This window comes from Pseudomonas sp. AK106 (genome assembly GCF_053903055.1).
This window is the reverse complement of record NZ_CP096426.1, coordinates 4,087,174-4,109,092: the sequence shown is the minus strand read 5'-3', so window position 1 is coordinate 4,109,092 and position 21,919 is coordinate 4,087,174. Positions and strand designations below refer to the sequence as shown.

Sequence of the window (21,919 nt, the reverse complement as noted above, 5' to 3'; positions counted from 1 at the left end):
AAGCTCCCCATGCTCGCCCTCGGCAAACTGCTTGAACTGACCCTCGCGGGTCGCGAACCCGCGGAAAAAACTCAGCTGACCGTCGACGGCGTTCGCATGCGCTGGCTCGCTGAAGGGGCGCTGGAAGTCCGGCCTCCCGAAGCGCGGGACAATGGCACCGACCTGCTGCTGTCCGCCGGCATCCACGGTAATGAAACCGCGCCGATCGAACTGCTCGACACGCTGATTCACGCCATCGCCCGGGGCGAACTCAAGCCTCGCGCGCGTATTCTGTTCCTGTTTGGCAACCCCGAAGCGATGCGTCGCGGCGAGCGATACGTCGAGCAGGACGTCAACCGGCTGTTCAATGGCCGTCATGAGCACAGCGGCGGCAGCGAAGCCTTGCGCGCCTGCGAACTCGAGCGTCTGGCCGCAAGCTTTTTCAACATTCCGGACCGCTACCGCCTGCACTACGACCTGCACACGGCGATTCGCGGTTCGAAGATCGAGCAGTTCGCGCTGTACCCGTGGAAGGAAGGTCGCGCCCATTCCCGCCGCGAACTCGCCCGGCTGCGGACGGCCGGCATGGAAGCGGTGCTGCTGCAGAACAAGTCATCGATCGTGTTCAGCGCCTACACCTACGACAAGCTCGACGCCGAAGCCTTCACCCTGGAGCTGGGCAAGGCGCGCCCGTTCGGGCAGAACCAGCAGGTCAATCTCGACAAACTGAAAACCTGCCTCGAACACCTGATCGCCGGCACCGAAGCCGATGAGCCTGCGGATCTGAACGGCTTGCAGCTGTTCAGCGTGGCCCGGGAGATCATCAAGCACAGCGACGCCTTCCAGCTGCACTTGCCGGCGGACATCGAGAACTTCTCGGAGCTGGAAAAAGGCTACGTGCTGGCCGAAGACCTGGCTGATTCACGCTGGGTGATAGAAGAGGAGGGCGCCCGGATCATCTTCCCCAACCCGAACGTCAAAAACGGGCTGCGGGCGGGGATTCTGATCGTGCCGGCGACGGACGAGACATTGGTCTGATGCCGGTCATGCTGGCCTCTTCCCGACTGAAGCCGGTCCCACTCAGGTAGCGCCAGCATTCAATGAGATGCGTGGCGATCAAACCGGGCTCTTCCCGGCTAAAGCCAGTCCTACAATGGGAGCGCGGTAGGTCCGTAGGACCGGTTTCAGCCGGGAAGCAGTTGATCTGGATCTTCAGATGCAAATCACCCCGCCGCTTTCTGCACCTCACCCACCCGACGCACCGCACGCAATTTAGTCAGTGTGTCCGCGCAGGTCTTGGCCGCTTCCTGGCCCTTGTGCACGAAGTGATCGAAAAAGAACTTCTGGTGCTCTTCACCGGCGTGGAAGTGGTGCGGGGTCAGCACAACCGAAAACACCGGCACTTCGGTTTCCAGCTGAACCTGCATCAGCGCACTGATCACCGATTGCGCGACGAACTCATGGCGATAGATGCCGCCGTCGACCACCAGACCAGCCGCCACGACGCCGCCATAGCGACCTGACTTGGCCAGCAACTTGGCGTGAAGCGGGATTTCAAACGCGCCGCCGACCTCGAAGAAATCGATGTCGGTCTCGGCGTAACCGTGTTGCGCCATCTCGGCGACAAAGCCCTTGCGCGCCTGATCGACGATTTCCTTGTGCCAGCAGGCTTGAATGAAGGCGATGCGCTCGTGAGCGTGAATGGCGGTAGGTTGCATGTGTTCTGACTCCTGTTTAATAAAAAAAACAGGGCGTTTTGGATCGAATGGGATGCCAGGGTACGTGCGAAACCGTCCTCGACGCCAAGCGCCTGAACCCGTCTCGAAACGATCCTGCTGTGCCAGTCCCGTTCTCTCTTCATCCGGACTATGACCGTCGGCCCCGGGATCACACCGGGTCTGCTGACCTTGCATCGCGCATAAGCTCGCTGCAAGCGCTCGCGGGCTAGACGCATTGCGCGCCATTACCGCCGGTGGGGAATTGCACCCCGCCCTGAGAACGTTGCCAACGGTTTTTTCCGTCGGCGTGCAGTTTGTAACATAGATTCCCGCGATCCGCTTGGAGCCTTTTTGATGGTTTTCATCAGCTTTTCTTATAAGGCGTCTTGGCATTCCTGCCTCAAGCCTTGATTATCGATGCCCCGGGCCTCAGAACTGAGGCTCGACCCTTACCAGTGGGAGCTTCATCGTGGCGGTTATCGATCTGCGCAGTGACACCGTGACCCAACCCTCTGCCGGCATGCGCGACGCCATGGCCAGCGCGCCCCTTGGCGATGACGTGTATGGCGAAGACCCGACGGTCAATCGCCTGGAGTCGTGGCTGGCGGAACGTCTGGGTTATGCCGCCGCGCTGTTCGTGCCGACCGGCACCATGAGCAACCTGCTCGGCCTGATGGCCTACTGCGAGCGCGGCGACGAATACATCGTCGGACAGCAGGCGCACACCTACAAATACGAAGGCGGCGGGGCGGCGGTGCTCGGCTCGATTCAGCCTCAGCCCCTGGACAACCAGACGGACGGATCGCTGGACCTGGATCAGGTGGCCGCCGCCATCAAGGCCGACGACTTCCATTTCGCCCGCACCCGCTTGCTGGCCCTGGAAAACACCATGCAGGGCAAGGTCCTGCCAATGGAGTACCTCTCGGCGGCCCGGGCATTCACCCGCGAAAAAGGCCTGAGCCTGCACCTCGACGGCGCGCGCCTGTACAACGCCTCCGTCAAGCTGGGCGTGGACGTGGGGGAAATCACCCGGCATTTCGATTCGGTGTCGGTGTGCCTGTCCAAAGGGCTCGGCGCGCCGGTCGGCTCGGTGCTGTGCGGCTCAAGCGAGTTCATCGCCAAGGCGCGGCGCCTGCGCAAGATGGTCGGCGGCGGCATGCGTCAGGCCGGGATGCTGGCAGCGGCGGGTTTATACGCGCTGGAGCATCAGGTCGAGCGGCTGGCCGACGATCACGCCAATGCCACCTCTCTCGGCAAGGCCCTCGCGGACCTCGGTTTTGACGTCGAGCCGGTGCAGACCAACATGGTCTACGTGCAGATCGGCGATCGTGCCCCGGCGCTCAAGGCCCTGTGTGCTGAGCGCGGTATCGTGCTCAGTGCTGCGCCGCGGTTGCGCATGGTCACCCATCTGGATGTGACGTCTGCGCATCTGGACAAGGTGGTGGCGGCCTTTGCCGAATTTGGCGTTCGCTGATCGTGTGATCAGCCCGATTGCCGGTTTCTATCGAATAACACGCTGTACCGAGCGTACAACGCCTATATAATGCGGCCCTTTGCCGTCGCTGCGTCGAATGACGCTATGCATGTGCCAGGCCGCAGTTTCCGTGGAAGAACCTATGAAAAGCGCAGAAATCCGTGAAGCCTTCCTTCGCTTCTTCGAAGAGCAAGGCCACACCCGAGTCGCCTCCAGCTCCCTGATCCCGGGCAACGACCCGACCCTGCTGTTTACCAACGCAGGCATGAACCAGTTCAAGGATTGCTTCCTCGGCCAGGAAAAACGGGCCTACACCCGCGCCGTCAGCAGCCAGAAGTGCGTGCGTGCCGGTGGCAAGCACAACGACCTGGAAAACGTCGGCTACACCGCGCGCCACCACACCTTTTTCGAAATGCTGGGCAACTTCAGCTTCGGCGACTATTTCAAGCGCGACGCAATCACCTACGCCTGGACCTTCCTCACCGGCGTGCTGAACCTGCCCAAGGAAAAACTCTGGGTCACCGTTTACGCCTCAGACGACGAAGCCTACGACATCTGGACCCAAGAGATCGGCGTGCCGGCCGAGCGCATGGTTCGCATCGGTGACAATAAGGGCGCGCCATACGCCTCCGACAACTTCTGGACCATGGGCGACACCGGCCCGTGCGGGCCTTGCACCGAGATCTTCTACGACCACGGCGCCGACATCTGGGGTGGCCCGCCGGGTTCGCCGGAAGAAGACGGCGACCGCTACATCGAGATCTGGAACAACGTATTCATGCAGTTCAACCGCACGGCCGACGGCGTTCTGCACCCGCTGCCAGCGCCGTCGGTGGACACCGGCATGGGCCTCGAGCGCGTCAGCGCCGTGCTGCAACACGTCAATTCCAACTATGAAATCGACCTGTTCCAGAGCCTGTTGGCCGCCGCTGCCAAAGCCATCGGCTGCAGCAACGACAATCAGGCGTCCCTGAAAGTCGTCGCCGACCATATTCGTTCGTGCGGCTTCCTCATTGCCGACGGCGTGCTGCCGTCCAACGAAGGCCGTGGCTACGTGCTGCGCCGCATCATTCGTCGCGCCTGCCGTCACGGCAACAAGCTGGGTGCCAAGGGCAGCTTCTTCTATCAGATCGTGGCTGCACTGGTCGCCGAAATGGGCGAAGCCTTCCCCGAACTGAAAAACCAGCAGGCGCACATCGAGCGCGTGCTGAAGGCTGAAGAAGAGCAGTTCGCCAAGACCCTGGAGCAAGGCTTGAAGATCCTCGAGCAGGATCTCGCCGAGCTCAAGGGCACCATCGTCCCTGGCGACGTGGTGTTCAAGCTCTACGACACCTACGGTTTCCCGATGGACCTCACCGGCGACATCGCTCGCGAACGCAACCTGACCCTCGACGAGGCGGGTTTCGAGCGTGAGATGGATGCCCAGCGTGAACGCGCGCGCTCCGCCAGCTCCTTCGGCATGGACTACAACAGCCTGGTGAAGGTCGATGTGGCCACGCAGTTCACCGGCTATAAAGCCACTGCAGGCGAGGCCAAGGTCGTCGCGCTGTACAAAGACGGCCTCGCGGTCGAGCAATTGAGCGAAGGCGAGGACGGCGTGGTCATCCTCGACCAGACGCCTTTCTACGCAGAGTCCGGCGGCCAGATCGGTGACAGCGGTTACCTGACTGCCGGCGGCGAAGTGCGCTTCGACGTGAGCGACACCACCAAGACCGGCGGCGCGTTCCTGCATCACGGTGTTCAAGTGTCGGGCAGCCTGAAAGTAGGCACCACCGTCAGCACCGACGTCGCCGCCGAAGTTCGTCAGGCCACATCGCTGAACCACTCCGCCACGCACTTGCTCCACGCCGCGTTGCGTCAGTTGCTGGGCGAACACGTTCAGCAGAAAGGCTCACTGGTCGACAGTCAGCGCCTGCGTTTCGACTTCAGCCACTTCGAAGCCATCAAGCCCGAGCAGCTCAAGGCGCTTGAAGACATCGTCAACGCCGAAGTGCGCAAGAACACGGCCGTCGAGACTGAAGAGACCGACATTGAGACCGCCAAGCAGAAGGGCGCCATGGCGCTGTTCGGCGAGAAGTACGGCGACAGCGTCCGCGTGCTGAGCATGGGCGGCGGTTTCTCGGTGGAGCTGTGCGGCGGCATTCACGCCAACCGCACCGGCGACATCGCGCTGTTCAAGATCATCAGCGAAAGCGGTGTGGCCGCCGGCGTGCGCCGTATCGAAGCGGTGACCGGCGCTGTGGCGCTGGAATACCTGAACGCGGCTGAAGAACAACTGAAGGAAGCCGCGAACCTGGTCAAAGGCAATCGCGACAACGTTCTGGACAAGCTGTCGGCGGTGCTGGAACGCAACCGTCTGCTGGAAAAGCAGCTGGAACAACTGCAGGCCAAGGCGGCCAGTGCTGCGGGCGACGACCTGTCGGGCTCGGCAGTGGACGTCAACGGCGTCAAGGTCCTCGCTGCCCGTCTCGACGGTCAGGATGGCAAGGCGCTGCTGGCCCTGGTTGATCAACTGAAGAACAAGCTCGGCCGCGCAGTGATCCTGCTCGGCGGGGTGCATGAAGACAAGGTCGTGCTGGTGGCAGGCGTCACCAAAGACCTGACTGGCCAACTCAAAGCCGGTGATTTGATGAAGCAAGCGGCTGCCGCTGTAGGCGGTAAAGGCGGCGGTCGTCCTGACATGGCGCAGGGCGGTGGTGTTGATGCTGCCGGACTCGAAGCAGCGCTGGCACTGGCTGTTCCGTTCGCCGAACAAGGTATTTAAGTCGACCCACCCGGGGCCCGTCGTTCGGGCTCCGGCGCTTCGCGGTTTGAATGATAACGGGCGCCCTTCATGGGCTGAGGCGGCTTTGAGATGGCTTTAATCGTACAAAAGTTTGGCGGCACCTCGGTGGGCTCGGTCGAGCGCATCGAACAGGTGGCCGACAAGGTCAAGAAATTCCGCGATGCGGGCGATGATCTGGTGGTCGTGCTGTCGGCCATGAGCGGCGAAACCAATCGCCTGATCGAACTCGCCCGGCAGATCAGCGATCAGCCGGTGCCACGCGAGCTGGACGTCATCGTTTCCACCGGCGAGCAGGTCACCATCGCTCTGCTGGCCATGGCGCTGATCAAGCGTGGCGTGCCGGCTGTTTCGTACACCGGTAATCAGGTCCGCATCCTGACCGACAGCGCCCATAACAAGGCGCGTATCCTCCAGATCGACGATCAGAAAATTCGCGCTGACCTGAAGGCGGGTCGTGTGGTGGTGGTCGCCGGTTTCCAGGGCGTCGACGAAGACGGCAACATCACGACCCTGGGTCGTGGCGGTTCCGACACCACCGGCGTGGCGCTCGCTGCAGCGTTGAAAGCCGATGAGTGCCAGATCTACACCGACGTCGATGGCGTTTATACGACGGATCCGCGTGTTGTCTCGCAGGCCCAGCGTCTGGACAAGATCACCTTCGAAGAAATGCTGGAGATGGCGAGCTTGGGCTCCAAGGTCCTGCAGATCCGCGCGGTCGAATTCGCCGGCAAGTACAACGTCCCGCTGCGCGTACTGCACAGCTTCAAGGAGGGTCCAGGCACCCTCATTACCATTGATGAAGAGGAATCCATGGAACAGCCGATCATTTCGGGCATCGCCTTCAACCGCGACGAAGCCAAGCTGACCATCCGTGGCGTGCCAGACACCCCGGGCGTTGCGTTCAAGATTCTCGGCCCGATCAGCGGCGCGAACATCGAAGTCGACATGATCGTGCAGAACGTCTCGCACGATAACACCACCGATTTCACCTTCACCGTACACCGCAATGATTACCAGGCGGCGCTGCAGGTTCTGCAGAACACGGCCAACGAAATCGGCGCCCGTGAAGTCATTGGCGACACCAAAATCGCCAAGGTTTCCATCGTCGGTGTCGGCATGCGTTCCCACGCCGGTGTGGCCAGTCGCATGTTTGAAGCGCTGGCCAAGGAGAGCATCAACATCCAGATGATCTCGACGTCCGAAATCAAGGTCTCGGTAGTGATCGAAGAGAAGTACCTGGAGCTGGCCGTGCGCGCGCTGCACACTGCCTTCGAACTCGACGCACCACGTCAGGGCGAGTAAGCCTTGGGCAGGGGGCGCGGTTTCGGTCGCGCCTTCCGATACTGAATATGGGCAATAAACTGTTCTTTTTCCGGCGCTGGTCGATACTGAGACATAGACCTGCGGCCGCTTCCGGCTCGGGCCCCTGCCGTTTGTCTATGCAGACTGTTGTCCCTTGAATGCAAGCGGTAAGGAGATAGGTATGCTGATTCTGACTCGGCGGTGTGCGGAAAGTCTGATCATTGGTGATGGTGAAATCACCGTGACCGTGCTCGGCGTTAAAGGCAATCAAGTACGCCTTGGGGTCAACGCGCCCAAGGAAGTGGCTGTTCATCGCGAAGAGATTTACCTGCGTATAAAGAAAGAGAAGGACGAAGAACCAAGCCATTAATTTTTATTGAATTTTTGGTTTGCAAACGGGGAAAAGGGTGGTTATTATACGCCCCGTGTTGCGGAGAGCTGGCCGAGTGGCCGAAGGCGCTCCCCTGCTAAGGGAGTACACCTCAAAAGGGTGTCGGGGGTTCGAATCCCCCGTTCTCCGCCATTATTTGCGTAGTACGTTGTAATCTGGCTTGATCGGTAAGTTGTTGAATTTACTAGAAAAAGTGCTTGACCAAGAGATTTGACGGCCTATAATGCGCGGCAACAAATGCACTCGTAGCTCAGCTGGATAGAGTACTCGGCTACGAACCGAGCGGTCACAGGTTCGAATCCTGTCGAGTGCACCATTTAAGCGTTGTTTGTAGTGATACGAACAGCAGTCTTAAGTTAGAAAGAGCCTGGCTTCAACAGGTCTTCGGAAGAACCACTCACTTCCAGAAGTAAAATGCGATACCCAGAGGTGAACTGGTTTAAAAAGCGCCATATGCACTCGTAGCTCAGCTGGATAGAGTACTCGGCTACGAACCGAGCGGTCACAGGTTCGAATCCTGTCGAGTGCACCATAAAACGAAAAGCCCGCATGCAAATGCGGGCTTTTTGCTTTCTAGCGTTTGCCTTTTACGCAACCGTGTTCATCGAATGACACCTGTCGGCTGCGCCCCTTCTTCTCCTCATATACATACCGGACTTCAGCGTTGCGCCTGACGATCTTGTCCGGTCGCCCCAGCAAACTTTCCACGTCACGTTTGCTCATCCCCGTTGGCGTCTGCTGATTGATGATCGCCTTTCGGCGCTGCTCCGCACTCAGGACATTGCCGCAACCGTCATCTCGCTGGCCCACAACCACCATTTCGTTGCTTTTACGTTTTTGCAGGGTGTCCGTGATTGCAGGCGGAGGAGGGGGAGTGAAAGTCATGCCCGACGCTGGATTGATACCCTGTGGGGTCATGGCTTGACCGCTGGGGCAGCTCAGTGTGGTGAATGTCACGCTGCCGCTTTGATCCTCGCAGCGATTAACGATGGTGGCGCCTGCGCCGAGTGGCAAAAACAGCACCAGGGTGATGAGGAGCTCTCCAGTGTTGCGCGGCATCGCAATGTCTTCCCTGACCCAAGTGCGGAAAGGGTAACGGTGAAGGTTTCTCACGGCGAGCGAGTTTTGTTCACCGGATGTGACGAGGGGGTAGGAGTGACTTCGTCAGCGTTAACGTTGCATTGCAACCGATTGTTTCACGTTGAATTTTTAGCCTTCCGCCACGGCAAGCGGTGTATGATTGCGCCCGTCAGCCCCGCCGGGGCTTGTGGACTACCTCCATGGACTTACCCAGTAGCAACTCAACACTAAGTTTCACCAATCAAGAATCGACTGATTGATCTTCTGGCGGGTTCCACTGCTGGGAGTGGAGTTCGCCTATGACCCAAATCGAAGTAAAAAAGACGCAGGAAAGCCTTCAGGATCGTCTCGCCCAAGTCATCGACTTGCTGCAACGTCAGCGCATCGTCGAAGACCTGACACACCGTCAGGAAGGCCAGCACCAGGATCGTGTCGAGAACCTCGTTCACCGGCAGAACCTCGTCGAGCTGCAGCGTAAGCTCGACGACCTGCACTCTGCCGACGTTGCCTACATCCTCGAAGCACTTCCCCTCGAAGACCGTCTGACGGTCTGGCAGCTGGTGAAGGCCGAGCGTGACGGCGACATCCTTCTTGAAGTGTCGGACTCCGTTCGGGAAACCCTGATCGCCGACATGGACGATCACGAGCTGCTTGCGGCCGCCAAGGAAATGGACGCCGACGAGCTGGCCGACCTTGCACCAGAGCTGCCGCGTGATGTTGTCCATGAGCTGATGGAGGCGCTGGACAGCCAGCAGCGTGAGCGCGTGCGCTCGGCCCTGTCCTACGACGAGGAGCAGGTAGGCGCCCTGATGGACTTCGAGATGGTGACCATCCGCGAGGATGTCAGCCTGGAAGTCGTTCTGCGTTATCTGCGCCGCCTCAAAGAGCTGCCCGGTCACACTGACAAACTGTTCGTGGTCGACTCCGATGGCGTCCTCAAGGGCGTGCTGCCCATCAAGCGTTTGCTGGTCAACGACCCGGAGAAGCAGGTGTCGGAGGTCATGGCCAGTGATCCCGTGAGCTTCCATCCTGACGGCGATGCGTATGAAGCCGCCCAGGCGTTCGAACGTTATGACTTGATTTCTTCCCCGGTGGTCGACAAGAACGGCAAGCTGATCGGCCGTCTGACCATCGATGAAATGGTCGATCTCATCCGTGAGGAGAGCGAGACCGAAGTGCTCAACATGGCGGGTCTGCGCGAAGAAGAAGACATCTTCGCCTCGGTCTGGCGTTCACTGCGCAACCGCTGGTCCTGGCTGGCGGTCAACCTGATTACCGCCTTTCTTGCGTCGCGGGTAATCGGCCTGTTCGAAGGCTCCATCGAGAAGCTGGTGGCGCTGGCGGCGTTGATGCCGATCGTGGCGGGGATTGGCGGCAACTCGGGCAATCAGACCATCACGATGATTGTCCGGGCCATGGCCCTCGATCAGGTGAACACCGGCAACACCTCACGGCTGATGCGCAAGGAGCTGGCCGTCGCGCTCATCAACGGTCTTGTGTGGGGTGGCGTGATCGGGATCGTCGCTTACTTGCTGTACCACAGCTGGTCTCTCGGCGTGGTGATGACCGTCGCCATGACGTTGAATCTGCTGTTGGCAGCATTGATGGGCGTGCTGATTCCCATGACCCTTTCTCGGCTGGGTCGCGATCCGGCGATGGGCGCCAGTGTGATGATCACGGCCATGACCGACAGCGGCGGGTTCTTTATCTTTCTGGGGTTGGCCACCGTGTTTTTGCTCTGACCCCCACGCTTCACCCAAAACCGCCTTCAGGGCGGTTTTTTAATGTGCGCGATGCCGCTTAATGGGTTGGAAGCTATGAATTCATCAAGTTTCAGGCACAAAAAAGCCAGCAGTGTGCTGGCTTTAAAGTCTCTGGTTTAAACGACTTATTCGTCGTCGTTTGCCAGGCTAGTGTCATGGGCAATCAACGAAACCAGTGCGTTCTGCTGGCGGTGAGCCAGCTGACGGAAACGCTGCAGCAGCTCGCGTTCGTGGAGCGAAAGCTCCGGACTGTCCAGACGCAGACTCGGCTCATCACCCAGTGCGCCTTCCTGAATCAGACTCTGCTCAATACGCGCAATGATTTCCGAGTTCATGCTGCGGTGGTGCTGTTTGGCGACGTCCGCAATACGCTCGCGCATGCCTTCCGGTAGGCGAACTACGAACTTGTCAGCTGTGCGACTGGAATAATTGGCCTGTTTCATAGGGCTCATATATTTAACCGAATTAGTTCAAAGAGAGAGGCGGTTTCTACATTAGGCCGCAGATGTCATGCTCTGACTGTCTTTTGGCCGAAATGTTCAACCAGCCCGCATAAAGGATCGCCATCCTGCACCAACGTGTCGATTCCTTGGCGTCAAATGTGTGACAAATATTGAACTACATAAAGGCTTTTAGCCAGCACCAATTATCCGAAATGCGTCCTGGTTTGCAAAGTGAAAGTCTGATCACCCTTGCAGTGCTGGGCAAACGCCGTGATGGCAATCTGTCTTCATCGTAGAGGGAGACTGAGGATAATACGAGGAGGCATTCAAGAAAGAGACGAAGGGTTCATTGCGCCCTTGTCGCTGTAGCGTAAGCCTAAGCCCACAGAGACAGGGTATTCGTCGTCGTATGTTTGGCGACTTGATGCGCCAGCAAGTGCTGGCGAAGGCTCGGGGCTTGGGTTAACGCAAAACCGGGTCAAACTTGATACGGCGACCCACAAACAGCGCTGCAACGAACAGGCTGGCGAAAATTGCTGCGGCTGCTTTCGCCAGCGTACTCATGGTTTCCATTGACGGAGCCAGCAGTTGGTCAGTGGCGAGGGCCATGACGGCCAGGATCAGGAACGAAATTGCTGCTTTGGACATGGCTGCTCTCTAATGGGTTGCTCTCTCACGGAAAGCGGGTCGAAGCCGTTGTGGTAGCTGATCAGCAACTGCTGTTCAGAACACCCAGCGCTCCGAGCGACTCACCGGCACGGCTTCTTCACTGTCATGGGCCAGAATGGCTTCCGTGCCCTGACTTGGCATAACTGCGAACCGTGGCGTCTGTGGCATGAGGTGATGAGGCTGAGCCTGAACCGCGATGCTCTCTGATTTCACGGTCTCTGACGTGCTGCCATCGTTCTGGAAGTGGAAGGCGACCAATGCGACAAGCGCGGCAGCATTGAGCAGGGACAGTGTCATGTTCATCTCGGGTACCTTCGCTTGGACGGCGTTCAGAGGGGTGATTCGCGAAGAGTATGTTGCAGTCTGCATGCCAACCCTTAGTCCGAAAAAATGCTATTAAAATCAATAGGATAATTAGGATTTTCAGGATTGTAGGGTTGCGTTTTGCAATAAGGCCCATGGCCATCGTTGCATTCTGCACGATAGCCCTATGATGTGAGCGAGAGGCAGCGTCTTACAGCTCCCATTGATAATGACGACATGACAAGCCAGCGCCTTGTCGTTAAGATGCACGCCGTCCGATTTGGTGTCCTCTTAGTTCAACGGATAGAACGAGCCCCTCCTAAGGGCTAGATGCAGGTTCGATTCCTGCAGGGGACATATCTGACTCGCTTTTACTCCCGCCCGAACACCTGTCTCACATCTCGCCCACCCGCCAGTCAACCCGAGCTGTCATTCATGCCTGCGCGCTCGCCTGTGGGTGCTGATCCGCGTACCACCGATTGCGGCCATTATTTTTCGCGTAGTAAAGATAGGCATCCGCCGCTTTGATCATGCCGGCAGGCGTCGTGTCTTCCCGCGCAGGGAACCTGACCGTCACGCCTGCGCTTGCGGTGACGATCTTTTCAGGATGATCGGCGTGCTCCAGCGCGAGCGCCCGGATGGCCTGCAGGATGTCCTCCACGAGGCGGCCCGCGCCCTGGAGGTCGGTATCCGGAAGCAGCACGGTGAATTCCTCGCCACCGTAGCGAACGGCGAGGTCCGCAGGCCGCTTCAACACGCCGCTGATGGCTTGGGCGACCTGCTGGAGACAGTCGTCACCCGCCGCATGGCCGTAGCGGTCGTTGAAGCGCTTGAAGTAGTCGATATCAAGCATGATCAAGGCGAGTGGGTAGCGCTGTCGTTTTGCCCGGCCGATCTCGGTTTCGAGGGTCATGTCGAGGCGGCGCCGGTTGCCCAGTCTGGTCAGGCTGTCGGTCAGGGCCATGTCTCTGACGGCCTGATGGGCGAGGCGAATCTCGCTCTCCATGGCCATCCGTCCGCGCAGCTGGGTGAGCACGATGAAGGCAAATCCGATAAAGCCGGCGACCAGGACCAGCAGCACAAGTCCGGACTTGAGCAGATCACGACGCCACGGCCCGACGAAGGATTCTCTCGACAGCCCGGCAGCGACCACCAGCGGATAACTCGACAGCGCACGAAATCCGTACAACCGGTACGTGCCGTCCACCACGGCTTTGATCTCGACGATCCCTTCGTTGACGGTCGGCAGGTAGCGTTTGAAGATCTCGCTGTCAGCCAGGCTTTGCCCCACCACGGAATGAATGAACGGGCGTCTGACCAGAATGGTCCCGTCTCGCATCGCCAGCACCAGCGCACCGCGATCATCAATCTTGAAGTCGCCGTAATAATCCATGAAGTAGCTGAGTTTGATGGTCCCCAGCAGCACACCTGCGAACGAGCCATCAGCGTTATTCAGCCTTCGGGAGACCGGAATGATCAGCTCGCCGGTGGAGCGGCTTTTGACCACGTTGCTGATGCGCACACGGCGATCGGTGTGGGTGCGGTGATAGTTGAAATAGTCACGGTCGGCGTTGTTTGCGGTGTCCGGGGTGACGTCCTTGTCGGTGACGATCCATCGCCCGTCGGCGCCATAGATGAACAGCCCGTGGAGCTGAGGCATGAGCTTCGATTGCTCCGCCATCAGTGTGTGGAGGCGCGGAACGTTGATAGCGGCCAAGCCATCGCCCTCCACCCGCTCGCCCAGGGCGTAGGTAAGGATGTCGACTTGCCGGATGGCGTCCTCGGCGTGCTGCGCGGTGGCACGGGCCAGGTTGGTGACCGAGTCTCGGGCGAAATCGTAGGCGTGGGTGTAATCGCGCCAGGCGCGCCACCCCTCGACTGAAAGGAACGTCATCAGCACCATGATCATGAACGCGAGGGTCAGGCGAAACACGGCCGTATTGCGCCCTGGCCCCAAGTCCAATTGATCGAAAGCGCCTGACGGCGGCGGATGCTGTTCGCCTCCTGGCATGCTCTCTGGCCTCCTGTGAAATGTCAGCTGTTGACGGTGCGGACCGCTTTGGTCAGCGCGTCCGCCATTTCTTCCGCACTCAGCTGAGGGCTCAAAATAGTTTTTCGCATCGTCTCAATCGGCATGCTGGGCACCGGCGCTTCCTCGGGACGCTGTACGAAACTCAACCCGCCAGCGTTCCTGACCTCTACCGCGCCATCCGAACCGTCGGAGTCGCCGCCTGACAGCACCAGGCTGATCACCCGCTCGCGGAACACTTCGGCAGCCGTGGTGAACAGGCGATCGGCGGCAGGACGTGCGAGGTGTACCTTGGGGCCGTCGTCGAGATGAATGATCCCGGGCGAGACGATCTCCAGATGCCGGTCCGCAGGAGCCAGATACACACGGCCCGGCAGTACCGGTTCGCCTTCTTTTCCGTAGTCCACAGGCAGCGTCGAGTACCGAGCGAGCACAGACGCCAGGTAGTCCGGACCTAATGGGTGGGTGTGAATCACGATGAGCACGGCAGCGGGAAAATCTGCCGGCAGCTTGGCGAGGAGGTGACGGAGGGCCTCGGGGGCGCCTCGTGAACCTGCGATGACGACAACATCCCTCAGCACTTGCGTGTTTGTAGCGTCCATACCGTTGCCCCTCACTGGTTCTATAGGGTGGACACAAAGCAAGCGCTTGCCGTTCATTTTCACGTCATCAGCGGCCGACGAATTCCTCGGGCAATTCGCGCGTCACTCGACGGGATCAATGGGCAATAAAAAAGCCACGAGACGCGGAGTCTCGTGGCTTTCGTGATCAGCGGCATCGGAATTGATGCAACCGGTCAGACTTTGTTACAGCGCCATGTCGCTGGCGGGCTTGCTTTCAGCAGGCTTGCCCGGCGCGGCAGTGCTGGTGCCGACGCTCTGATCGAGCACAGGCGGCTTGCCCAGTTGCAGCACTTCGGCGGTGTAGTTCCACTCTTGTTGAACAGCGGCTGGCGAGTCATTCAGCTTGGTGCCATAGCTCGGCACGATCTGATGGATCTTCGCTTGCCACTCAGGCGTCGCGACCTGGGTTTTGAAGAGCTTCTCCAAGACATTCATCATGATCGGTGCAGCAGTCGATGCGCCTGGCGATGCGCCCAGCAGGGCAGCGATGGTGCCGTCCTGTGAAGAAACCACTTCGGTACCCAGTTTCAGCACGCCGCCCTTGTCCGCGTCACGCTTGATGATCTGCACGCGCTGACCGGCTTGCCACAGGCGCCAGTCTTCTTTCTTGGCGTGCGGGAAGTATTCCTGCAGCGCTTTGAAGCGGTCGTCGTCAGACAGCATCAGCTGACCGGCGAGGTACTCGACCAGCGGGTACTGCTCCACGCCCACCTTGGTCATCGGCCAGATGTTGTGGGTGGTCATGCTGCTGAACAGGTCGAAGTACGAACCTTCTTTCAGGAACTTGGTAGAGAAGGTGGCGAACGGGCCAAACAGGATGACACGCTTGCCGTCCAGCACGCGGGTGTCCAGGTGCGGAACCGACATGGGCGGCGCGCCGGTGGAGGCGATGCCGTAAGCCTTGGCCATGTGCTGCATGGCCACGGTCGGGTTCTCGGTCACCAGGAACGAACCGCCAACCGGGAAGCCTGCGTACTCCTGAGCTTCGGGAATGCCGGATTTCTGCAGCAGCTTCAATGCCCCGCCGCCTGCACCGATGAACAGGAACTTGGCGTCGGTACCGGTGGTGGTGCCGTCTTTCAGGTTCTTGTATTCAACGTGCCACGAGCCGTCGTCGTTGCGGGTGATGTCGTTGACTTCGCTGGACAGCTTCAAATCGAAGTTGGGACGGGTCTGCAGGTACGACACGTACTGACGGGTGACTTCACCCCAGTTCACGTCGGTGCCGATTGGCGTCCAGGTGGTCGCCAGCTTCTGCGAAGGATCACGGCCTTCCATCATCAGCGGGACCCACTTGGCGATCTGCGCCGGGTCTTCGGAGTACTGCATCGGGCGGAACAGCGGGCTGGCTTGCAGCGCGTCATAACGCTTTTTCAGGAATTTGATGTTGTCATCGCCCCACACAAAGCTCATGTGCGGTGTGGTGTTGATGAACGAAGGCGGGTTCTTCAGGACGTTCTGGCGGACCTGCCAGGACAGAAACTGACGGGTGACCTGGAAGGCTTCGTTGATCTCGATGGCTTTGGAGATATTGACCTTGCCGTCTTTGTCTTCAGGCGTGTAGTTCAGCTCGGCGAGACCGGAGTGACCAGTGCCGGCATTGTTCCAGCCGTTGGAGCTTTCTTCGGCGACGGCGTCGAGGCGCTCGACCATTTCCATCGACCAGCTTGGTTCGAGTTCATTGAGCCAGACGCCCAGGGTCGAACTCATGATGCCGCCGCCGATCAGCAGGACATCGACTTTCTTGCTCTCTGCGGCGTGGGCTTGCAGGAAGGTGGCCGAAATCGCGAGGCCCAGTAGAGCGGTGCTCGTTTTCTTGAACATCGAATCATCCAATAGATAGAAAGTTATCCGCCTGCCGCATTCGTCGCGCAACGTCCTGCAGTGCCGGGCGCCATCGTACGGCGCGAACGTCAGACAGGCTTCGCTCTCGGAAAACGAGGAGGAAGGGTCAAGAGGCCAGTCAACAGGTCGACCTCGTGTTCTATGTCCCTCGGCGCTGTGCTTTTTATTCGATCATTGGAATCAGCAGCTTGAGTAAACATCATCCACCGCAGAACCTGGTCATCAGGTCCATCCCCTGCGGCGGGCGGGGATTGTACCCGAAATGTCATTTTCGACAAATCGAGTGTCAAATTAGTCAATACGCCATTTTGTCTCAGGGGGACGATTGGCAGGCCTGGCGCCGAAACGCCAAGCGGATTACAGCGTAAATTTGCCCACCATGCCGTGGAACGACACGGCCAGTCGCGACAACGCCTGACTCGACGCGCTGGTCTGATTGGCGCCTGCCGCGGTCTGCGTCGACAGGTCCTGGATGTTCACCAGATTGCGGTCTACCTCGCGAGCCACTTGCGCCTGTTCCTCGGCCGCGCTGGCGATCACCAGATTACGTTCGTTCATCTGGCTGACGCCTTCGCTGATGCGCTCCAGTGCCCGGCCGGCTTCGGTGGCCAGTGACTGGGTATGCACGGCGATCGCCTGGCTCTTGCCCATGGCCTGCACGGCTTCGTCGGCGCCATTGCGCACCTTGGTGATCATTGATTCGATTTCGCCGGTGGAGGTCTGGGTGCGGTGGGCGAGGGCACGTACTTCGTCCGCCACCACCGCAAAGCCTCGACCCTGCTCGCCGGCGCGGGCGGCTTCAATGGCCGCGTTGAGCGCCAGCAGGTTGGTCTGCTCGGCAATCCCGCGGATCACGTCGAGCACTTTGGTGATGTCGCGGATCTGCCCGGCCAGCGCTCCGACGCGCTCGGTCGATTCGGTGATTTCCACGGTCATGGTGTTCATCGCGGTGACAGCCTGCTGGACTTGTTGCTGACCCTTGATGGCGTCTTCGGAAGTCTGCGCAGAAACCTGCGACGCGCTGGCGGCGTTACGCGCCACTTCTTCCACCGCGGCGGTCATCTCGTTGACGGCCGTGGCGGCCTGCTGGATTTCATCGTTCTGACGCATCAGCCCGCGGGTGCTGTCGTCGGTCACCATGGTCAGCTCTTCAGCCGCAGAAGCCAACTGATCCGAGGCGGTGGCGATCTGCTGAACCGTGCCTTTGAGGCTGCCCTGCATGGTGGACAGCGCCTTGAGCAACTGCCCGGTTTCGTCCTGGCCGCCGACGTGGATGGGCTGACTCAGATCGCCGGCCGCCACTCGAGTGGCGCTTGCCACCGATTGATAGATCGGCCGGGTGATCATGCGCGTGACGATCAGCCCCAGCGCAATGGCGCACACCACCGCGATCAGCGAACCGATGATCAGAATCCACGTCACCTGGGTGTCGGTTTCAACCCCGGCCTGTGCCTGCTCGTTGGCCTGGCGCAGATTGGATTCGATCATGATTTTCAATTCGCCCATGGTCTTGCGATAGCTGGGCGTCACGCTGGTCGCGGCCAGTTTGCTGGCTTGCTCCAGGTCTCCGCTCTGCGCCACAGACAGCGCATTGAGGGCGGCGCTGATGTAAGCGGCCCAGTCGCGTTCGAAGTCATCGCCTGCGGCTTTTTCATCCGGATCGAGCGGCGTGGCGCGGTAGGTCTTGAAGTCCGTCTCGGCCTGGGCCTGGTTTTCTTTCAGTGACTGGATCGCGGCGTTGATGTCGTCAGGGTTGGCTTTGAGCGCGCTCAGTCCGATGGCCTTGAAAAAGTCGCGGTTGGTGGCGATGACGTTGGCCTTGACCGAATCGACCTTGGCGATCGACACCAGGTTGTCGCTCACCGTATTTTCAAACAGCTCGTACAGGCGCGAGATACCGCTCTGTCCCAGCACACCCACCACTACAGTGATCAGCGCACACAGGCAGAATGCCGAAAGGAGCTTGGTCTTCAATTTCAGATCGGTCAGCCAGGACATAGGGCGCACTCGGAGAGGGTGGGGTTGTGGCTGTTGGCTACGCGTTGCATGACTGGATATCGGCGGGACGCCCGAGGACTTTACCCATTCTCCTGCGCTTGCTTGGGCGTTGATCCTCCGTCGCAACGGCGCGTACGCGTCACTTTTCCCGCGCCGGGTGCCTAAGCTTTGCTCCGCTGCCGCCGATAACTCGGACAAGTGGCGTCATGCCGCAACTCTATTGGCCGTCTCTACCCCGACGTCGGGAACGAGACCGCCGCTCTTGCAAGTGCCTCAGGGCCGAATTTTTATCCGGTGACAGGAATCTCGATGCTGGCGTGGAACCAAAAAAACTTTCTGATCGTCGACGATTTTTCCGACTTCCGCAGTTCGGTCCGATCGATGCTGCGCGAGTTGGGGGTCAAGGTGGTGGACACCGCCGACACCGGCGAGGAGGCGTTGAAGATGTGCGCGCAGAAGCGCTACGACTTCGTTCTCCACGACTTCAATCTGGGCGACGGCAAGAAGAACGGCCAACAGGTGCTCGAAGACCTGATGACCGATCGGCTGATCAGCCATGAAAGTGTGTTCGTCATGGTCACCGCCGAAAACAGCCAGGCGATGGTGATGAGTGCGCTGGAGTGGGAGCCGGATGCCTACCTGACCAAGCCGTTCAACCGCGCGAGCCTGGCTCAGCGTCTGGAGAAGATCGTCCAGCGCAAGACGTTGCTCAAGCCGATTCTGCAGGCGCTGGACCGTGGCAATCCGACCGAGGTGCTGAACGCCTGCGTCGCACTGACCCAACAGGAGCCCCGCTTCGCGCCGCTGTGCCTGCGCTATAAAGCCGACGCACTGCGTGACCTCAATCAGCACGAGCCGCTGGAAGCCTTTCTCAAGTCGATCCTCGCTGATCGCCCGCAACCCTGGGCCTATGCGGCGTTGGGCAAACTGTTGTTCAAGCGTGGGCGCCATGCCGAAGCGCAGACCGTTTACGAAGAAGCCATTCGCGCCTTCAATGCCATGCCGGTGCTGTATGACGGGCTGGCGGATGTGCTGGTGGCGACCGGCGATAGCAAGCGTGCGCAAAAGATGCTGGAAGAAGCGGTGCGGTTATCGCCTTACGCCGTGCGCCGTCAGCGTCTGTTGGGCAAGCTGGCGCTGGAAAATGAGGACTTCGACGGCGCTTCAAAGGCGTATCGTCAGGCCGTTTCCCAAGGCCAGTTTTCCCGCTTCAAAGATCCGGAAACCAACCTGGGTTTTGCTCAGGCCCTGATCAGCCGGGGCGGCGAACGCGGCCTGGATGCGCGCACCCGCGTGGAGATCAACCAGACCCTGACCGAAGTGGCCAAGGAAAACGGCAACGACGCCGGCCTGCAAGTGCGTGCGCGTCTGATGAAAGCCACCAGCGTCGCGTCCTCCGACCCTGAAATGGCCGCCAAGCTGACCGAGCAGGCGATGGAGCGGCTCGAGGGCATGGAGCAGTTTCTCAGCGCCGATGCGGCACTGGCAGTGGCTTCGCAGCTCAAGGCCCTCGGCCAGGAAGACGCTGGCGCGGGCATTCTGAAAAGCTGTGCCGAAATTTACGGTGACGACCCGCAGGTCATGCAGAACATCGCCAGGCAGACCGACGATCCTGAAATTCTGGGCGCGGGCAAGGCGGCCATCGATTTCAACATTCAGGGCATTCGCTGTTACCGCGCCGGCAAGCTCGGCGAGGCGCAGGACCTGTTCCGCCAGGGCCTGGCCCTGCAACCGAAGAACATCAGTATCGCGCTGAACATGGCGCAGTCGCTGCTGCACATGGGCGTTCATAACCTCGACGCGGCGAGCCTGGCGGAATGTCAGAACAGTCTGAAGATGGTGGGCAAGATGCCGGAAAGCGACGCTCGCTTCGAACGTTTCCAGAAACTGCGGCTCAGGGCTTTCGGCGAATGAAAGATCAGGATCTCGGGCTCGACTTCTCGATGGTGATTGCTTCCACCGTCCATGACATGAAGAACTCGCTGGGGTCGTTGATCCAGGCCCACGGCCAGTGGGTCAAGCAGCTTCCCGAGGCCTGTCGGGGTACGCCGGATCAGGGCGTCATCGACTATGAGTTCGCTCATCTCAACGGCATGCTCGTGCAGCTGCTGGGGCTGTACAAGCTGGGCGTGAACCAGTTGCCGTTGCGCCCGGATTATCACGAGCTGGATGACTTCATCGAAGCGCAGCTGGCCTTCCATCAGGAGGTGCTCGTCAGCCGCGGCATCACGGCCCGCTATGCGGTGGACGATTTCGGTCTGCCGGGCTTCTTTGATCGGGAGCTGGTGGGGTCGGTGGTGTCCAACGTGGTCATCAACGCCATTCGTTTTGCGCGCAGTGAAGTGCTGATCACGGCAGGCCAGGTCGGTGAGCAACTGGTGATCAGCATCAACGACGACGGCCCGGGGTTTCCCGCGCGCATGATCGAGGAGCACACCGACTACGTGCTGGGCATCAACCAGAACAGCGGCAGCACAGGGCTGGGTTTGTATTTCGCGGCGAACATCGCCAAGCAGCACCAGCGAAAAGGCGTCCCCGGCCACATCGAAATTACCAACGGCGGCGAGCTGGGCGGCGGGTTGTTCAGCATTTATCTGCCCTGAGATTGCGTGGGCTTGGCTGCGGTCGAGCAGATCAAAGGCTTCCCGGCTAAAGCCGGTCCTACGAAGTGCACGCGTCGTTTTGTGGCGTTAAAGCTTCACGCCTTGCCCCAACACCACATTCAGCGCGTTGCGTGCATCGTCCAGTTGCACCAGCGTGGCGTGGTGGGCGCCCAGCGCATCGCGGTTTTCGATGGCGGTGAGGATCGCACGATGACGGGGCAGGGCCAGTTCGTGCAGGTTCGGGCGTTTGTTGGAATGCTTCAACGCCTCGCGCAGTGCCAGCGACAGCATGTTGCACAAGTGCGCGAGCAGGTCGTTGTGGGTGGCGTCGGCAATGCGGCTGTGGAAATCGAGGTCCGGTTGCAGCACGTCCTCGACGGTGGGCGCGGCGGCCATGCGGTCGTAGGCTTCGCCGATGGACGCAAGGTCTTCGGGGGTCGCGTGTTGCGCAGCGAGCGCGGCGGCAGCTGGTTCGATGATGCTGCGCACGCTGGTGAGCAGGGCGAAAAATTCATTCTGCGGCGAGCTTTGCATCAGCCAGTGCAGCACGTCCGGATCAAGAATGTGCCACTCCCGGCGCGGCTTGACCACCGTGCCCACCCTCGGCCGGGAATACACCAGCCCTTTGGCGACCAACACCCGCGTGGCTTCGCGCAGCACCGGACGACTGACGGCATATTCTTCACAAAGCAAGGCTTCGGCGGGGAGTTTGTCATCAGGTTTGAAGCGGCCCGAGACAATCTGCATGCCGATGTCTTGGACAATGCGCGAGTGCATGCTTTTACGATCGGAGGGCTTACGGTAATCCATGGGGCGCGGGGCAATCCTGAGCGGTGAATGCGGCGCATCATAGCATTGGCGACAGAGCGCAAGGGTGGACTCTGCCTCCACCTGTAGGGGCGTGGCGCATTCAA

The 21,919-nt window shown here is 59.9% G+C and carries 18 protein-coding genes, 4 tRNA genes and 1 riboswitch; of the genes, 12 read left to right on the top strand and 10 right to left on the bottom strand.

All coding sequences use genetic code 11. From position 1 onward, the window contains the following. The first annotated feature begins 9 nt into the window (after positions 1 to 9). Entirely contained in the window at positions 10 to 1,017 is a 1,008-nt protein-coding gene (gene astE, locus M1E04_RS18085) for a succinylglutamate desuccinylase (RefSeq protein ID WP_369318791.1), read from the top strand. A gap of 185 nt (positions 1,018 to 1,202) precedes the next feature. Here astE and M1E04_RS18080 read toward each other — a convergent pair whose 3' ends face one another. Beyond that, positions 1,203 to 1,697: a 6,7-dimethyl-8-ribityllumazine synthase gene (locus tag M1E04_RS18080; protein WP_065986193.1), complete on the bottom strand. Its 495-nt coding sequence runs from the start codon at positions 1,695 to 1,697 to the stop codon at positions 1,203 to 1,205. 126 nt (positions 1,698 to 1,823) lie between these two features. After that, a riboswitch (FMN riboswitch) is annotated at positions 1,824 to 1,983 on the bottom strand. Between the two features lie 183 nt (positions 1,984 to 2,166). Between M1E04_RS18080 and ltaE the strand changes: the two genes are divergently transcribed. The 7 genes from ltaE (at position 2,167) to M1E04_RS18045 (ending at position 8,181) form a co-directional block, all read left to right on the top strand. Next, complete coding sequence (gene ltaE / locus M1E04_RS18075) at positions 2,167 to 3,171, top strand: low-specificity L-threonine aldolase (RefSeq protein WP_456291818.1); 1,005 nt, start codon at positions 2,167 to 2,169, stop codon at positions 3,169 to 3,171. A gap of 142 nt (positions 3,172 to 3,313) precedes the next feature. After that, positions 3,314 to 5,935, top strand: a complete 2,622-nt coding sequence (gene alaS / locus M1E04_RS18070; protein WP_456291817.1) for an alanine--tRNA ligase — start codon at positions 3,314 to 3,316, stop codon at positions 5,933 to 5,935. A gap of 90 nt (positions 5,936 to 6,025) precedes the next feature. Beyond that, complete coding sequence (locus M1E04_RS18065; protein WP_065986190.1) at positions 6,026 to 7,258, top strand: aspartate kinase; 1,233 nt, start codon at positions 6,026 to 6,028, stop codon at positions 7,256 to 7,258. 181 nt (positions 7,259 to 7,439) lie between these two features. After that, positions 7,440 to 7,628 carry a carbon storage regulator CsrA gene (gene csrA / locus M1E04_RS18060; protein WP_037013733.1) on the top strand — a complete coding sequence of 63 codons (189 nt, stop codon included), beginning with the start codon at positions 7,440 to 7,442 and terminating at the stop codon, positions 7,626 to 7,628. A 62-nt stretch (positions 7,629 to 7,690) separates the two neighbouring features. Beyond that, positions 7,691 to 7,781: transfer RNA gene (locus tag M1E04_RS18055), tRNA-Ser, on the top strand. Between the two features lie 107 nt (positions 7,782 to 7,888). Continuing rightward, positions 7,889 to 7,965, top strand: a tRNA-Arg gene (locus tag M1E04_RS18050). A 139-nt stretch (positions 7,966 to 8,104) separates the two neighbouring features. Further along, positions 8,105 to 8,181: transfer RNA gene (locus tag M1E04_RS18045), tRNA-Arg, on the top strand. Between the two features lie 41 nt (positions 8,182 to 8,222). On the opposite strand, the gene M1E04_RS18040 is transcribed toward M1E04_RS18045, so the two are convergent. After that, complete coding sequence (locus M1E04_RS18040) at positions 8,223 to 8,708, bottom strand: cell envelope protein SmpA (RefSeq protein WP_456291816.1); 486 nt, start codon at positions 8,706 to 8,708, stop codon at positions 8,223 to 8,225. Positions 8,709 to 9,028: 320 nt separating this feature from the next. On the opposite strand from M1E04_RS18040, the gene mgtE reads away from it, so the two are divergent. After that, complete coding sequence (gene mgtE, locus M1E04_RS18035; RefSeq protein WP_065986188.1) at positions 9,029 to 10,471, top strand: magnesium transporter; 1,443 nt, start codon at positions 9,029 to 9,031, stop codon at positions 10,469 to 10,471. Positions 10,472 to 10,617: 146 nt separating this feature from the next. Here the strand turns inward: mgtE and M1E04_RS18030 are convergent, their stop codons facing one another. The 3 genes from M1E04_RS18030 to M1E04_RS18020 form a co-directional block, all read right to left on the bottom strand. After that, on the bottom strand, positions 10,618 to 10,944 hold the full coding sequence (locus M1E04_RS18030; RefSeq protein ID WP_065986187.1) for an Arc family DNA-binding protein: 327 nt from the start codon (positions 10,942 to 10,944) through the stop codon (positions 10,618 to 10,620). Positions 10,945 to 11,397: 453 nt separating this feature from the next. Beyond that, positions 11,398 to 11,583, bottom strand: coding sequence for a PA3371 family protein (locus M1E04_RS18025; protein WP_192135415.1), 186 nt, complete (start codon positions 11,581 to 11,583; stop codon positions 11,398 to 11,400). 75 nt (positions 11,584 to 11,658) lie between these two features. Further along, a complete protein-coding gene (locus M1E04_RS18020; protein WP_065986185.1) occupies positions 11,659 to 11,907 on the bottom strand; it encodes a hypothetical protein in 249 nt (82 codons plus the stop codon). 285 nt (positions 11,908 to 12,192) lie between these two features. Between M1E04_RS18020 and M1E04_RS18015 the strand changes: the two genes are divergently transcribed. Then, positions 12,193 to 12,264 (top strand) — tRNA-Arg (locus tag M1E04_RS18015). 76 nt (positions 12,265 to 12,340) lie between these two features. Here M1E04_RS18015 and M1E04_RS18010 read toward each other — a convergent pair. From M1E04_RS18010 to M1E04_RS17995, 4 genes are all read right to left on the bottom strand, one after another. After that, the gene (locus tag M1E04_RS18010; RefSeq protein WP_456291815.1) at positions 12,341 to 13,918 is read right to left on the bottom strand and encodes a sensor domain-containing diguanylate cyclase; all 1,578 of its coding nucleotides are present in this window, start codon (positions 13,916 to 13,918) and stop codon (positions 12,341 to 12,343) included. 23 nt (positions 13,919 to 13,941) lie between these two features. After that, a complete protein-coding gene (locus M1E04_RS18005; RefSeq protein ID WP_296308207.1) occupies positions 13,942 to 14,538 on the bottom strand; it encodes a chemotaxis protein CheB in 597 nt (198 codons plus the stop codon). Positions 14,539 to 14,742: 204 nt separating this feature from the next. Beyond that, positions 14,743 to 16,383 (bottom strand): malate dehydrogenase (quinone), encoded by a 1,641-nt coding sequence (mqo, locus tag M1E04_RS18000; protein ID WP_065986182.1) that lies wholly within the window; start codon positions 16,381 to 16,383, stop codon positions 14,743 to 14,745. A gap of 378 nt (positions 16,384 to 16,761) precedes the next feature. After that, positions 16,762 to 18,402 (bottom strand): methyl-accepting chemotaxis protein, encoded by a 1,641-nt coding sequence (locus M1E04_RS17995; RefSeq protein ID WP_192135410.1) that lies wholly within the window; start codon positions 18,400 to 18,402, stop codon positions 16,762 to 16,764. 309 nt (positions 18,403 to 18,711) lie between these two features. On the opposite strand from M1E04_RS17995, the gene M1E04_RS17990 reads away from it, so the two are divergent. Then, positions 18,712 to 20,316 carry a response regulator gene (locus M1E04_RS17990; protein WP_065986180.1) on the top strand — a complete coding sequence of 535 codons (1,605 nt, stop codon included), beginning with the start codon at positions 18,712 to 18,714 and terminating at the stop codon, positions 20,314 to 20,316. After that, a complete protein-coding gene (locus tag M1E04_RS17985; protein ID WP_065986179.1) occupies positions 20,313 to 21,005 on the top strand; it encodes a sensor histidine kinase in 693 nt (230 codons plus the stop codon). The genes M1E04_RS17990 and M1E04_RS17985 overlap by 4 nt, the downstream gene beginning before the upstream one ends. 87 nt (positions 21,006 to 21,092) lie before the next feature. On the opposite strand, the gene M1E04_RS17980 is transcribed toward M1E04_RS17985, so the two are convergent. Continuing rightward, positions 21,093 to 21,815, bottom strand: coding sequence for a FadR/GntR family transcriptional regulator (locus M1E04_RS17980; protein WP_065986178.1), 723 nt, complete (start codon positions 21,813 to 21,815; stop codon positions 21,093 to 21,095). Positions 21,816 to 21,919: the final 104 nt, after the last annotated feature.

Coding starts and splice junctions, on each gene's coding strand:
- astE (WP_369318791.1), top strand. CDS start 10: ATGCTCGCCCTCGGCAAACTGCTTGAACTGACCCTCGCGGGTCGCGAA.
- M1E04_RS18080 (WP_065986193.1), bottom strand. CDS start 1,697: ATGCAACCTACCGCCATTCACGCTCACGAGCGCATCGCCTTCATTCAA.
- alaS (WP_456291817.1), top strand. CDS start 3,314: ATGAAAAGCGCAGAAATCCGTGAAGCCTTCCTTCGCTTCTTCGAAGAG.
- M1E04_RS18065 (WP_065986190.1), top strand. CDS start 6,026: ATGGCTTTAATCGTACAAAAGTTTGGCGGCACCTCGGTGGGCTCGGTC.
- csrA (WP_037013733.1), top strand. CDS start 7,440: ATGCTGATTCTGACTCGGCGGTGTGCGGAAAGTCTGATCATTGGTGAT.
- M1E04_RS18040 (WP_456291816.1), bottom strand. CDS start 8,708: ATGCCGCGCAACACTGGAGAGCTCCTCATCACCCTGGTGCTGTTTTTG.
- mgtE (WP_065986188.1), top strand. CDS start 9,029: ATGACCCAAATCGAAGTAAAAAAGACGCAGGAAAGCCTTCAGGATCGT.
- M1E04_RS18030 (WP_065986187.1), bottom strand. CDS start 10,944: ATGAGCCCTATGAAACAGGCCAATTATTCCAGTCGCACAGCTGACAAG.
- M1E04_RS18025 (WP_192135415.1), bottom strand. CDS start 11,583: ATGTCCAAAGCAGCAATTTCGTTCCTGATCCTGGCCGTCATGGCCCTC.
- M1E04_RS18020 (WP_065986185.1), bottom strand. CDS start 11,907: ATGAACATGACACTGTCCCTGCTCAATGCTGCCGCGCTTGTCGCATTG.
- M1E04_RS18010 (WP_456291815.1), bottom strand. CDS start 13,918: ATGCCAGGAGGCGAACAGCATCCGCCGCCGTCAGGCGCTTTCGATCAA.
- M1E04_RS18005 (WP_296308207.1), bottom strand. CDS start 14,538: ATGGACGCTACAAACACGCAAGTGCTGAGGGATGTTGTCGTCATCGCA.
- mqo (WP_065986182.1), bottom strand. CDS start 16,383: ATGTTCAAGAAAACGAGCACCGCTCTACTGGGCCTCGCGATTTCGGCC.
- M1E04_RS17995 (WP_192135410.1), bottom strand. CDS start 18,402: ATGTCCTGGCTGACCGATCTGAAATTGAAGACCAAGCTCCTTTCGGCA.
- M1E04_RS17990 (WP_065986180.1), top strand. CDS start 18,712: ATGCTGGCGTGGAACCAAAAAAACTTTCTGATCGTCGACGATTTTTCC.
- M1E04_RS17985 (WP_065986179.1), top strand. CDS start 20,313: ATGAAAGATCAGGATCTCGGGCTCGACTTCTCGATGGTGATTGCTTCC.
- M1E04_RS17980 (WP_065986178.1), bottom strand. CDS start 21,815: ATGGATTACCGTAAGCCCTCCGATCGTAAAAGCATGCACTCGCGCATT.